Origin of the sequence: Kribbella voronezhensis (assembly GCF_004365175.1) — a bacterium.
GTDB lineage: Bacteria > Actinomycetota > Actinomycetes > Propionibacteriales > Kribbellaceae > Kribbella > Kribbella voronezhensis.
In genome coordinates, this window is the sequence record NZ_SOCE01000001.1 from 1,237,852 (window position 1) to 1,251,243 (window position 13,392).

14 protein-coding genes are annotated in these 13,392 nt (G+C 63.3%); all 14 read left to right on the plus strand.

The features are described 5' to 3' along the window. Window positions 1-143: 143 nt before the first annotated feature. Window positions 144-590, plus strand: coding sequence for a hypothetical protein (locus EV138_RS05425; RefSeq protein WP_133977330.1), 447 nt, complete (start codon window positions 144-146; stop codon window positions 588-590). A gap of 628 nt (window positions 591-1,218) precedes the next feature. Further along, window positions 1,219-1,986 carry a hypothetical protein gene (locus tag EV138_RS05430; protein ID WP_133977331.1) on the plus strand — a complete coding sequence of 256 codons (768 nt, stop codon included), beginning with the start codon at window positions 1,219-1,221 and terminating at the stop codon, window positions 1,984-1,986. 28 nt (window positions 1,987-2,014) lie between these two features. Continuing rightward, window positions 2,015-3,055, plus strand: a complete 1,041-nt coding sequence (locus EV138_RS05435) for a hypothetical protein (protein WP_133977332.1) — start codon at window positions 2,015-2,017, stop codon at window positions 3,053-3,055. Next, window positions 3,052-3,753: a VWA domain-containing protein gene (locus EV138_RS05440; RefSeq protein WP_133977333.1), complete on the plus strand. Its 702-nt coding sequence runs from the start codon at window positions 3,052-3,054 to the stop codon at window positions 3,751-3,753. Before EV138_RS05435 ends, EV138_RS05440 begins: the two co-directional genes overlap by 4 nt. After that, window positions 3,750-3,953, plus strand: coding sequence for a hypothetical protein (locus tag EV138_RS05445; RefSeq protein ID WP_133977334.1), 204 nt, complete (start codon window positions 3,750-3,752; stop codon window positions 3,951-3,953). The genes EV138_RS05440 and EV138_RS05445 overlap by 4 nt, the downstream gene beginning before the upstream one ends. A 162-nt stretch (window positions 3,954-4,115) precedes the next feature. Further along, the gene (locus EV138_RS05450; protein ID WP_133977335.1) at window positions 4,116-4,334 is read left to right on the plus strand and encodes a hypothetical protein; all 219 of its coding nucleotides are present in this window, start codon (window positions 4,116-4,118) and stop codon (window positions 4,332-4,334) included. After that, entirely contained in the window at window positions 4,327-6,468 is a 2,142-nt protein-coding gene (locus EV138_RS05455; protein ID WP_133977336.1) for a type IV secretory system conjugative DNA transfer family protein, read from the plus strand. Before EV138_RS05450 ends, EV138_RS05455 begins: the two co-directional genes overlap by 8 nt. Then, complete coding sequence (locus EV138_RS05460; protein WP_133977337.1) at window positions 6,465-7,424, plus strand: replication-relaxation family protein; 960 nt, start codon at window positions 6,465-6,467, stop codon at window positions 7,422-7,424. The genes EV138_RS05455 and EV138_RS05460 overlap by 4 nt, the downstream gene beginning before the upstream one ends. Further along, window positions 7,421-8,437: a DNA-methyltransferase gene (locus EV138_RS05465; protein WP_133977338.1), complete on the plus strand. Its 1,017-nt coding sequence runs from the start codon at window positions 7,421-7,423 to the stop codon at window positions 8,435-8,437. Before EV138_RS05460 ends, EV138_RS05465 begins: the two co-directional genes overlap by 4 nt. 46 nt (window positions 8,438-8,483) lie before the next feature. Next, window positions 8,484-9,317, plus strand: a complete 834-nt coding sequence (locus EV138_RS05470; RefSeq protein ID WP_133977339.1) for an antirestriction protein ArdA — start codon at window positions 8,484-8,486, stop codon at window positions 9,315-9,317. Between the two features lie 120 nt (window positions 9,318-9,437). Then, the gene (locus tag EV138_RS05475; protein WP_133977340.1) at window positions 9,438-9,947 is read left to right on the plus strand and encodes a hypothetical protein; all 510 of its coding nucleotides are present in this window, start codon (window positions 9,438-9,440) and stop codon (window positions 9,945-9,947) included. Between the two features lie 240 nt (window positions 9,948-10,187). Next, on the plus strand, window positions 10,188-10,571 hold the full coding sequence (locus tag EV138_RS05480; RefSeq protein ID WP_133977341.1) for a helix-turn-helix domain-containing protein: 384 nt from the start codon (window positions 10,188-10,190) through the stop codon (window positions 10,569-10,571). 34 nt (window positions 10,572-10,605) lie between these two features. After that, window positions 10,606-11,247 carry an ImmA/IrrE family metallo-endopeptidase gene (locus tag EV138_RS05485; RefSeq protein ID WP_133977342.1) on the plus strand — a complete coding sequence of 214 codons (642 nt, stop codon included), beginning with the start codon at window positions 10,606-10,608 and terminating at the stop codon, window positions 11,245-11,247. Between the two features lie 2 nt (window positions 11,248-11,249). Next, complete coding sequence (locus EV138_RS05490; protein WP_133977343.1) at window positions 11,250-13,067, plus strand: recombinase family protein; 1,818 nt, start codon at window positions 11,250-11,252, stop codon at window positions 13,065-13,067. Window positions 13,068-13,392 lie beyond the last annotated feature (325 nt).

Below are 13,392 nucleotides of genomic sequence, written 5' to 3' on the forward strand. Positions count from 1 at the left end.
ATCCTACTGACTACTGCTCTCGCAGGTTGTTGTGGAAAGACCTACACAGCAAACAGAGGTCGCAGGCGTTGGAATACTTGCATTTTTGTTGGAACCTGTCATAAGTAGGTGCGGAGATTGGCTTCTTGCAAAGGAGGCCGGTCATGGCACCTGTCACCGCTGAAGACGCTGAGATCTGGATGAGTCGCACTGCGCTCGATTTCCTGGATCAGTCCGTCGCAAGCGAAGTAGCTAGACGTGCGCAGCTCCTGGACGACGAAGATGTCCAGGGACTGTGGTGGCTATCGCAGTACCTACACGTGTGGATCCTCAAAGGCCCTGGCCTGGCGTACTGCTCACGCCCCGCGGTGGGGCATTACCCCCATCCCTACGAGTTCTGCCTCGATGTGCTCGCCCGTGCGATCCACTACAACGGCGGCCGAGAGTGCATCTCTCGGTTCCCCTCGATGTGGCACGACTGCGGGCTGCACCAGCGAACCGCTCCGCCCTTCATCACGAAGCCGGAGTTCGAGCAGATCCTGCTAGCCGGCCAAGACGAACGCAGTCGGCTACACAGCGAGTACATCGCATCACAGCAGCTCGACAGCTGACGTATTTCAACCCTTACACCCGCCAATCTCCAACACCCGCCCAGGCAGCCTGGGCGGGTTTTCCATTTCCCTCTCAGACGAGGACCCAATGCTTTCCAGTCGCCCTTCCAGTCATTCCATTGAACCTTCCAATAGATCGCTCGCAGTGCACACACACCGGCTCTTACGTTGTCGCTGTCCACAACGGAAAGGCCCACTCAAAGGGCGATCAAAATGGAATCGAGGTGAACCAAAATGGAGTGGCACTGCCTCATGGGAGACAACAGCGGCAACCAGGACACCACCCCGACGCTGCTCGCCATCGTCATGGCGATGTTCTTCTTCCCGGGCATTCGCTGCTAAGCGGAAGACGGGCTTAACGGTTGGTCGCCACGAGCCCGCCTCCGCCTCTAGCAGGCAGCCTGCGACAGCAGGGCTTACCTGTTTCAAGGGTACGCCCCTCACCTAGGAGGTGAAAAGGCCGGTGGGCCTGGTCGGGCAAATACCGCCGACCGGGCCCACTGCATTTCGCCCCAATTGCTGATTTGGCGTGGTTTGTGGTTGGAGCCAAACCGCGCCATCCACAGCAGCATTTCAAGACCGTGCACCAGCAGAAGGGCGCATTACCGTGAGACTTCCTACAATCCTCTTGCGCACGTACATCCTCTTTAGTCTTGTGTTCGTAGCCCTGCTCGTAGGCTGCGGCTCGCAACCCGGCGTCGACCACCTCAGCGTGGACAAGGTGACTCTCAAGAGCTGCCCGAAAGACATGAGGTATGCCACCAAGATCGACCTGGACGTTAGCGGCAGCGGCCGGACGCCTGAGCTGGACGGCCCCCGTCTCAACATCATCAAGGAACAGGCCCGCACCACCGCGATCTGCGGCGGACATCTGCTCGTGACCGTGTTCTCCGCGACCAGCGCGGCCACGGTCGCCCTGTACGACGATGAGCTCACGCTCCCGGGCGCGACCGACAACGCCCGGCTCCGCCGCGTCTCCAAGCTGATCGACGACATCAGCGAGAAGGTCACCGCGGCCTACCCACCGGCGATCAAGAAGGTGTCGCCAGCCCACAGCGACATCACCGCACAGTTCCGATTAGCCGCCGAGTACCGCACCCAGCTCGGCTCGGACTACCGCCTGCGTCTGGTCATCCTGACGGACGGACTACAGACCGTCGGCCGCCGGGTGACGACGCCTATTGAAATCGCCCAGGCCCGCGCGGTCGGCATGACCGTCAACGTCCCCCGCTTGCCCGACGCCACCGTCACGGTCGCCGGTGTCGGCAAGGTGGCAGCCGGGTCGGCTCCCAGCTCAGGGATGACAAACGCCCTCATCGGTTTCTGGGACGGTGTCTGTCGCCGTTCCCAAGCCGCGCAGTGCACCATCGTCACCGACTACATCGCGGGCCGGTGACACCGTGAGCCGCCACGACCTACACGCTGTGGATGCAGCGACCGAAGAGGCCGACTCGATCATCCTCCAGCAGATCGACCGCGCCGGAGCTGTCCCCCGGCCGGACAACATCAAGGAGTTCCACTCCGAACGCGAGTATCACGCCAAGGCGCAGACCCAGACCGAGACATACACAGCGGACGGGGAGGCTGCCGCCCGCGACGCGGCGGTGACCGCGGCTGGCCTGGAGTCGGCCGCCACCGCCGCAACCGGCCTCATCACTGGAGCAGCGTCGAGCGTCGAGACGGCGCGGGAACAGCTCGCCCACGCGCTGCGCACGCTCGGCCACCTCGCCCGGCGGGACACGCCGGCCAAAGTTCGCTACTGGATCTGCCTCGTTGCGCTTTGCCTTGGTGACACGGCCGGGATCCTCGGCGCGGCCATCACCTTGGGCGAAATCCCGCTCGTGGCACTCGGGCAGGCGGTCGCTACCGGCGTCGCCGCCATCACCGCGGGACAGGCCGGAGCCGACCTCAAGGACCTCCGTCTAGCCCGCATCCGGCAACGCGACCTCGAGGAACTGACTGAGGACGAGCAGCGCTATCGCCAATTCTTCATTGGCGTCGAGGCCGGCGTTTCCACCATGAAGCTGATCGGAGCCTTGAGCGCGACCATCGTCGCGATCATCAGCGTCGGCATCTTCTGCCTCAGGCTGTCCGTCGAGGGTCTGACCTCGGGCATCGCCTTCGGCATGCTGGCCGCCGCCACAGCCCTCGGCTCGTTCTTGGCGAATTACAGCTACGCCGACGAGATCGCCGACTACCTCGCCCGCACGGAGCGCACGTACGCCAAGGCGATCAAGACGCACAGCAAGCTCGCCGCTGATCCGGCCGTCCAGAAGCGGGCGGAAGCTCTTGCCGGTGCGGCGTCGATCAAGACGGAGCACACTCACCGTGGGCGGGCGGCATGGTGGCAGCTCCAGGCACTGTCAGCACGTATCCTCCGTCGCAATCCAGGGGTTGCTGGCCACGGTGTAGCCGCTGAGCAGCCGGAGGTCATCGGGCGACGATTCCGCGGTGATGCCGCATGATCCGCACCGTTCAAATCCGACCAGCTCATCTACTGGCAGCCGAGCTGCGCTGGACCTCCGGCAGCGTGGCGACCAACCGGCCGAAGGTGTCCTACCAGCTCGGCAACCCCGGCCGCCCGTCGCCGGAGCCGACACTCACGATCGTCATCACGGACGACTCCGGCTCGGTCATCGGCCCGGCCGGAGCCGACCCGGTCTCCAACCGCTACGAAGAGGCCTGGCGCGCTTTCCGAGCGATCGGTCGGCGCGGTGCCGGGCACGAACTCGGCGCGGTGCTGCACTTCGACACCCCAACCAGCGGCGACGTCCCACCGATGCCACTCACCAGGGTCGGACTGCAACGGCTGCGCTCCGGTCTCCATGTCCCGCGCGACGCTGCCGGCACCAGCTGCCTCGGCGCTTCCCTCAAGGCCGCTACGGACATGGCGGACCGCTACGCGAACTACGAGGCCACCTTGATCGTGCTTAGCGACTTCGAGTTGTACGACGACAACGTCTCCCATGTGCTCGATGACCTGGCCGACTTCCCCGGCGACGTCCACGCCGTCATCCTCGGCGGAACACGAATGGACGGCGTTCTCCACGACCGAATCCACGTCACCCGGGCGAACTACGACGACCCGCCCGGAACCGTCGCACGGGCCGTTTTCGGCGGTCTGACGGCACGCCGTCCCGGTAGTTGGGTGGCCGACCAATGACCGACGACCCGGCCCCTAACCGCGACCCGTTCCGCTGGATCTGGCGCGCCAGCTTGTTCCTCTTCGGCTCTGTCGTGCTGCTCAACCTCGCCGTCGCCTACCTCAAGCCGATCATGCCGTGGCTCATCGGCGCGGCGGGCATCGCGCTCGTGCTGTGGGTCGTGGTCGCGGTCATCCGATGGCGACAGAATCGTTGGTGAATAAACAACGAAATATTGCATATAAACAATAGGGCGACCACCAGGGAACGGCCTGTTCCTATCGATGTTGTGGAATCTTGAAAAACTATTGGCCGTTGCGTGCGTGCAACATATAACTAATACAGAATGTTGCACGCACGCAACGGAAAGGAGGATATATATATGAGCAAGAAAAGAAGGGGTAAGAACCCGAGAGATACACGCGAGTACAGGCTGTCAGTCCGTGCCGTGCGACGTGAAACTCCAGACATCAACAAGCTGGCTCGCGCCATCATCGACCTAGCGATGGCGCAGGCCGAACGCGAAGCACAAGCCGAGCAGGAAGCTCAAACAGTGACCGAAGTCGCCGACGACGACAAATCGAGGGACGCCAGTGAATAGACACCTCGATGAACTGGTCTGGTTGCAACTACACTTCCAACGGCCAGTTGCACCGCTCCGTGTACTAGAACTTCTCCAGCTCTGGAGCGGCGACCCGCGTAACCCACGGCTCGTGCTGGAGGCGCGATCCGGACGGACCTTGCAGCTTTTGCTAGGGGTCCCCCGTCGAGCCGAGAGCAACATCAAGGCAAGCATTCACGGGTTGATCTCCGGCACCCGCTTCACGACCGACGACGTGCACCGGCCGCCCGTGTCGCATGCGGCGTCAGTTCGACTGACCAGCCATAGCCGAGCACTGCGCACCGACGACCCCGAACCGTCGACGCGCGCCATCCTGGCCGCGCTCGGACGAGTAGCCGGTAGCGAGGAGGTGGTGCTACAGCTCGTCCTCGGCCCCCGCAAAGCGGCCCGAGCAGTTCCGGCCCGACAGGCACCATCCTCGGTGCTCGGCCCATGGCCGGCGGATCGGACCGACAGCGAAGCCCGCAACGCCCTACGCGCCAAGCAGAAGCTGTCCGGCTTCGACTGCGCCATCCGACTCGGTGTCACAGCCCAGAGCCCACAGCGCCGCCAAACCCTTATCGCGGGCATCTTGAGCGCGCTGCGCACCACGGAAATGCCGGGCGTCCGCATCCGCCTCGTCCGTGAAACGTCCCGGAAGATCAACGCCGGGCAGAGCCCGTGGTGGTGGCCGCTCGCCCTCAACAGCGCCGAAGTCCTCGGCCTCATCGGCTGGCCCATCGGTGACTCGGACTTCCCCGGCGTTCCCGGACTGCACCCCCGTCTCCTCCCGCCATCCGACCAGTTGGCCGCGACGCCGGATCGAGTCGTGGCCAGCGCGACCGCTCCCGGTCACAGCGAGGCCATCGGTCTCGACGTGGGCGGATCCCTTCGACACACCTGGGTGCTCGGCCCGAACGGCACCGGCAAGTCGACCTTGCTCGCCAACCTGGCCGCGCAGGACATCAGCGCCGGGCGCGGCGTCATCGTGATCGAGCCGAAAGGCGACTTGGTCACCGACATCCTCGAGCGGATACCAGCACACCGGATGAACGACGTGGTCATCCTCGACCCGACCGACAACACCCCTGTCGGGCTCAATCCGCTCAGCGGTAGCGGCCGCGAAGAGACCCGAGTCGAAGGGCTGCTCAGCGTCTTCCGCTCGCTCTACGCCGACTCATGGGGACCACGCACACAAGACGTCGTGCACTCGTCACTTCTCACGCTGGCACGGCGCGGTGACGCCTCGATCGCTATGGTGCCGCTGCTGCTGACCAACACTGGCTTTCGCCGCTCTGTCGTGCGTCGAGTCGCTGCTGCCGATTCCGTTGCTCTTGGCCCGTTCTGGGACTGGTATGACGCGCTGTCGGACGGCGAGCGCGCCACCGTCATCGCGCCGGTGATGAACAAGCTCCGCCCGTTCCTGCTGAACCCTGGTCTCCGCGCCATGGTTGGGCAACGGCAACCGCGGATCACCATGAGCCAGATTCTGCAGGAAGGCAAGATTCTGCTTATCCCGCTCCGCAAGCAGATCGTTGGCGCCGAGGCATCCCGGCTGATCGGGTCACTCGCCGTCGCGGAGCTGTGGCAGGCCATCCAAGGCCGGCTCGCGCTCCCAGCCGGAGCACGGCGACCGGTTATGGTCTACATCGACGAGGTACAGGATTACCTCCATCTACCGACCGACATGGCCGACGCCCTGGCCCAAGCTCGCGGGCTAGGTGCCGGGTTCACGCTGGCTCACCAGTACGCCACGCAGCTGTCGCCCGCGATGCGCGCCGGCTTCGTCGGCAACATCCGCTCGCGCATCGCCTTCCAACTCGCCCACGACGACGCCACCCTGCTCTCCCGCGGTCATCCAGAACTCACCGCCGACGACTTCACCGCCCTGCCCGCCTTCCACGTCTACGCCAGCCTGGCCACCAGCAACGGCCAGGTGACGCCCTACGCGTCCGGCCGGACCTCGGCACTCCCCTCGCCATCCAGCGTTCCCGACGCCCTGCGTCGCCTCAGTCAGACCAAGTACGGCCAGGCCCTGGATCAGGTCGAGCGTGAGCTTGCCGAGCTGGTCGAAGTGGAAGCCGCCAGCACCGATACGACAGGTGGCAGCGGCCGGAAACGGAGGACGTCATGACCGACTTCCCCGACACCCCAGAGCTTCGCATCGCTCATCCTGTCGCGTCGAGCAACAATCCACATACCCACAGGTCGGTCGGCGAAGACTCCCGATTAAGTGTCCGGAATAGTTCTCCCATCTCCGATGATCAACTACCCGCCACCCACCCCAGCAAGCAGCGAACCGGCCGCCTCGACCTCGCCAGTCTCCGCCACAACCTCAGTGCCCGAGATCTCGCGATTTTGCGCTCGATCTCGGCCCACCGGTTCCTGACCACCAAACACGTCCGCGCCCTGCACTTCAGCGACCACGCCTCCGAACTCAGCGCCACCCGCAGCAGCAACCGAGTCCTCCGCCGACTCAGTCGAGACAAGCTGATCGCCGCTCTCGATCGACGCGTCGGCGGCGTCCGCGCTGGATCTGCTGGGTACGTCTGGCGCGTCACCGCTGCCGCGTACCGACTACTCCAGACCGAAGACGGTGAGGGTGTCTCGCGCCGGTACCGGGAACCGTCCCAACGGCTGCTCGCTCACACCCTGGCCATCGCGGACACCCACGCTGCGCTCAACCGGGCCGCAGGCGGTGACAGCCTCGAACTCGTCACCGTGCAGGTCGAGCCCGGGAGCTGGCGACGCTTTCTCGGCATCGGCGGCGAGTCCCGGCTCCTGCGCCCAGACCTGGCCGTGGTCACCGCGCAGGGCGACTACGAGGACCACTGGTTCATCGAGGTCGACCTCGGCACCGAGCACCCACCGACCGTCGTCCGCAAGTGCCACCTGTACGAGGACTACCGCCGCAGCGGCAACGAGCAAGACGCCCACGGGCTGTTTCCCCGCGTGCTCTGGATCGTCCCGAACCAGCAGCGCGCCGACAAGCTCACGGCGGCGATCGCCGACGCCAAGCTCGACCCGGACCTGTTCCGGGTCGTCACCACCGACCAGCTCATACCAGCCGTGATCGGAGGCGCGGCATGATCCGGCCTCCACGAAACAAGATTTTGATTGGCGACGCGCTGGAGCAACTGCGCCGTCTGCCGAGCGAATCAGTAGACATGGCCCTGACCTCGCCCCCGTACTACCAGTTAAGAAACTACGGGGTGACCGGACAACTTGGGCAAGAAGCCAACATCCACGAGTGGGTCAGCAATCTCACCGCGGTTGCCGCAGAGGTTCGCAGAGTCCTCACCCCGACCGGAACATTTTGGCTCAACGTGGCGGACCGGTACTCGATCCACGACAAGGAGGGCTCTCCGAGGAAGAGCCTGCTCCTGGGGCCGGCGCGACTGTCAGCCGCCCTCGCGGCAGACGGCTGGTTGGTGCGGAATCAGATCATCTGGAGCAAGACCAACCCCATGCCGTCAAGCGTCCCCGACCGGCTGACCACCACCTACGAGGTCGTCTATCTGCTCACCAAGCAGCGAAGCTACTTCTTCGACCTCGACGCCATCCGCGTTCCGCACACCAGCAAGGCCACCACGCCGCAGGCATCCGCCAAGGACAGCATCCCGAGACAGTGGCGCGCTCGCAGTACCGACAACATCCGCGGATTGGTGTCACTCAAACAGGCGGGCATCGTGGGACACCCGCTCGGCAAGAACCCCGGTGACGTCTGGCAACTGCCGACCAGCAGCTACCGAGGCGCGCACTTCGCCACCTTCCCAGAGCGTCTAGCCGAACGGGCCATTCTTGCCGGCAGCCCTGAGGCGAGATGTTCCAACTGCTTCAAGCCACACCGGCGGATCACGCGGCGACTCGGCGCTACCGCCATCCGCGGGGCACTCCTGGCGACCTGCACCTGTCAGGCTCCGAGCGAACCGGCCATCGTGCTCGATCCGTTCATGGGTGCTGGCACGACTGCGGTTGCCGCTGAGAAGCATGGCCGCGACTGGCTGGGCGTCGAGTTGAAGCCTGAGTTCGCAGAACTAGCGGACAGTCGTATCGCCGCCGCCAGATCTTCCCGAGCATCCCCGGAGAGCACGGCCGCATGACGGCCGCGCTCTTCCAAACCCAACTACAACACCGAAAGGAGGTGACATGAGTGAACAACTACCCCCACCACAACCAAACGGCGAACACGGCGTCAACACCTACGGCACCGACGATCCAGAGAAGCAAGCCGAGATCGAGGCCGCCCGCACCGCGGCGGCCGAGGAGCGCCGAACCAACCGAGAGAAGCTGGAACGCTACGTCAGCTACGGCCTCAACGAAGAGGATGCCGCCGGACTCATCGAGCACGAAGAAATGCTGGCTGCTCGCCGGGAAGCTCTCGCGGCCAGCAATCCCGAAGAGGGCGAAGCGGACAAGCGCGCCCGTCCGCGGATCTACGTCCGTTCCCTGGTCGACCACGCCGAAGGCCATGACATCGGGGACTGGATCGACGCCGGCCAAGACCTCGAGGACATCCAGCGTGACGTGCACTCGATCTTGTCCCGCTCGCTGCACGCGCACTGGACCGGCGAACCAGCCGACGAGTGGGCCATCCACGACCAAGAAGGCTTCGGGCACATCGAGTTGTCGGAGCACGAGCCTTTGGAAGTCGTCTGCGCGATCGGGAAGGGCATCCATGAGCACGGCTTGGCCTTCGCCGCCTGGGCGGAGATTCACAACCAGCTCAACGGTGGCATCGACATCCACACACTGGCCCGCTTCTCCGACGCGTACCTCGGTGACTTCGAGAACGCCGAGGCGTACGCCGAGCACATCGTCGAGGAGATGAACGGTGATGCCGCGCTGGCCGAGCTCCCGGACTGGCTACGCGAGATCGTCCGCCTGGACTACCAACGCATGGTCGAACAGCTGAACACGGCGCCCGACGTACACATCGTGGATCACGACCGCGGCGTCTGGGTGTTCGACTGCCGAGTCTGATTCCCCCGCTGCACATTGGCAACTCGATACGGAGACCGACCGCTCGTCGGTGCCGTGCAGCCGTTAAGTCATCCCATCCCGAGATGGCCGGCTGCACCAACACCGAGGAGGTAACTCGCTATGAGCGAGGAAGAGAACCCGACCAGGCCGCAGAGCTACAAGACGATCGGGGTGAAGCTCCAACACCCGATCCACGCTCAGCTGAGTGCCGTCACCGAGATCGACGACATCCCACTTCAGGTGGCGTTGGTCAGGGGCGCAAAGCTCCTGATCGAGTCCAGGCGAACCGATCCGAAGTTCCAAGCCAAGGTTGCCGCCCGATCCGAACGGATCAAGCGAGAGGCCGAGGCGCAGGTGCTCGCGATCTCTTCGCTGCTCGACGCCGGTACGCCAGACGCTGTCCCCACTCCCGAAGAGGGGGCACGCCTGGAACAACTGGAAGCGGCAATCAGCCTGGGCGAACAGGCGGCCGAGCTCGCGGCAGAGGTTTCCACACCGGAAGCTGACGCCGCCGAGGACGCCACCACCTCGAACGACGGTACGTCGTCGGACGAGGAGACAGCCGGGCCGCCGGCCGAGTCGGAAGCCAAGAAGACGACCCGGCGGCGGGCGTCCACTGCGAAGAGCTGAGTGCTCTTCGGTGACCACCGTCCCACTCCCCTGAGGGGTTGAGCGGGACAACCATCCACGGGTGGGAGGCGAGAGCGCACGATGCGCCCGCCTCCCACCCAATAATCCCGAAATCATACAAGGAAAGGCTTTCCTTGTTGCGTCAATTTTCGTTGTGAAATCGGCCATTGTCGTTGCACGCGTGCAACGACCGGCGGATAATTAGAACGAAAGGAATTGAATTAATACAGGGAGCGCGTGATGAGCACAGAGGAACATTTAAAACTAGCTAACATTATCAAGGAAGCACGGCAGGAGAAGGGATACTCAGCAAGTGAGCTTGCCCGCCGTGCAGGGCTACAGCCCAGCACCGTGACCAGAATCGAGGCAGCGCAACTTCAGCATCCGCAGCCCGAGACCCTGATAGTTATAGCTCACGCGCTTGAAAAGCCGACATCAGATCTGTTTGCCTGTCTCAACTGGTTGCCGAAAGAGCAGCTACCTAGCTTTACCCCCTACTTGCGAGCGAAGTACGCAGATCTGCCGGAGCAAGTTCTGGAGAAGCTAGAGAACCATGTCGCCAAAGTCGTCCGGCGCTACGGCTACGAAACCAACGGGCCGGAGCCTGGGCAAGACGAATTCTAAATTTTAATCAGCTTACCCGAGAGGAGGAATCATTATGACCGATGAATTAACTACGAGCGTGCTTGCAGACCTCCGCTCGGTGATACCAAGTCACAAGGTCACATTTACTCAGGCGAAGCGCATTGCGGAGCAGCAAGCCAATCGGCTCCTCGCTCTGAGCGGTGTCACAACCGGTCCTCAGCCGAGCGGAAGTCTCATCGGCAGGTTGCCACGCATCCGCATCGTCACCGACGAACTTCCTGCCAGCGTCAGTGGCACGACTCATTGGAGCGGCTCTCACTGGATCATCGTGCTCAACCAAGCGGACCCGGTCGCACGCCAGCGGTTCACCCTGATGCACGAGTTTAAACACATCATCGATCATGGCCGAGTTGATCAGCTATACACCGGCAACAACCGATACACAGCAGCTGAGCAAGCCGAACGATCGGCCGACTACTTCGCGGCCTGCTTTCTAATGCCGAAGAGGTTGGTCAAAGCAGCGTGGTCCCGGGGTCTCCAAACGTCGGCACGCCTAGCTCAAGAGTTTGGCGTATCGACGCTGGCCATGGAAGTTCGCCTCAATCAGACCCGAATCAATGCGGTTCGAGACACCGGCCTGAAGTTGCCTTCCTACGCGATGACGAATGCTCGGCACGCCATGACGATTCGTCCGCTCACCGCAGAAGGAGCGTAGACATGTCACTCGCTCAAGACGCCATCAGTAGCACTCAGCTCGAAAGGCGCAAACGATTCGTTCTCTACCTTCGAGTGTCAACGCCTTCGCAGGTGAATACCGACTACGACCCCGAAGGTATCTCGATCCCTGCTCAACGAGAAGCCGGCCTACGCAAGGGTGCCGCACTCGACGCCGACCTAGTCCGCGAGTTCATCGAGCCGGGCCGTAGCGGAACCTCAGTTGATAAGCGTCCCGTCTTCCAAGAAATGCTGGCATGGATCAAAGAGCAAGGTGACATCGACTATGTGATCGTCTACACATTCTCCCGAGCCTTCCGAAACGCTCTCGACGCCGGAATCACCAAACGGACGCTCGGCAAGTACGGCACTCGGGTCGTCTCGACAACTCTTGACCTAGGCGAGAGCCCAGAAAGCGCAATGATCGAGACGATCATGCATGCCGTTGATCAGTACCAGTCCGAGCAGAGCGGTGCTGACATCCGGTACAAGATGGGTCAGAAGGCGATCAAGGGCGGCACGATCGGCCGCGCCCGCATCGGCTACTTGAACAGCATCGAGGAGTTCGAGGGTCGAACCGTCCGCACGATTGTGCTCGATCCTCAACGCGGGCCATTGGTGCGCCGCATGTTCAAGCTGTTCGCCACGGATGAGTACAGCATCACAGACCTTCACGAGGAGGCTGAACGCATCGGGCTGACAACACGCCCCACCAAACGGTGGCCCGAACAGACACCGTCTGAGAACCAGCTGCGCGCCATCCTTGCTGACCCGTATTACGTCGGACTTGTTACCTACGAGGGCCAGCAATACCCCGGGCGCCACGAGGCCATCATCGATGCCGCAACCTTTCAGGTCGTCCAGGACATACTCGCTACCCGCGCCCGTCGCGGGAGCCGAGACCGTGTCACGACCCACTACCTCCGCGGCAAGCTGTTCTGCGAGCGGTGCTTCCAGAACGGCCGGCCCGGGACACGCCTCATCTTCACCGAATCGAAGGGTAACGGCGGCTACTACAGTTACTTCGTCTGCCGAATGAAGCAGGAGGGCATCTGCGACCTTCCCGTGCTGCCAGTCGAGCGCGTCGAACAATCCATCATCGACCACTACGCCACCGAGCAGCTGCCGCCAGAGTTCTCCGCCATGGTCGGCGACCAAGCGCGGGAAGCCATCCTCCATGACCGCAAGGATCTCGACACTCGACGTAAACAAGCAGCCAAGCGCCTCCGTGAGCTCGACGTTCAAGAAGAGCGTCTGATCGACTTGGCGGCCGATGGCACCATCCAGTCAGGGAAGCTGCGGGATCGGCTCAAGAAGCTCGCCGTCCAGCGAGTACAGCTGACCGAGGAACAGCAGTCCTCAACTGAGACTCTGACTCAGGGGCTCAAGGTCCTGAACGCCGTGCTCCACTTCCTCGAAGATCCGCAAGCCATGTACAAGGCAGCCGCCGACGTGACGCGCCGACGGATGAACAGCGCCTTCTACGATGCCCTCTACATCGCACGCGATGCGGTCGGACATGTCGAGCGAACAGCGATCTTCGAGGAGGTCATCACTGCGTACACCGATCGACCCACGACTGCGCCATCGCGCGAGGGAGGGGCCTCAGACGCAAACAGACGCCCCGATCCGAAGATCGGGGCGTCTGTGCCGTTTACCCTGAGAGACGCACTCGCCACCTCTGGTGGTTATTCCGTGGATCACGGTTTGAGTACGCCTGTCATGGTGGAGCTTAGGGGATTCGAACCCCTGACCTCTTCCATGCCATGGATTTCCCCTGCGCTGCAGGCACTTCGTTCCGCCTGTATTCCAGTCCACTGACGTCCAGCGTTGTCCAAGCCGATGCACGGTCGTAGCCTCCCGATTAGCCTCCCCAACCCGAGAGATGCCCCGGCCCTGCGGGGCATATCTCCTTCTAGGCGGGCGCCTCCCGGCCACCTGCAAGTCGGCAAGCGCCGACCTCACGCGGACCACCCTCGCGGCCCGGCACCGATCAACGACGCTCACGGCGCACCCCAGTGCCCCAGCACCAACCCCTCCTGCATCGATTGTCCGGTCAGCTGGGCAACGCTTCGAGGGCGCGCTTCGTGCGTCGCAAAGAGATTGAGCAAGCAGCTCCTCCTTGGCCAGCACACGCTCGCCTCGG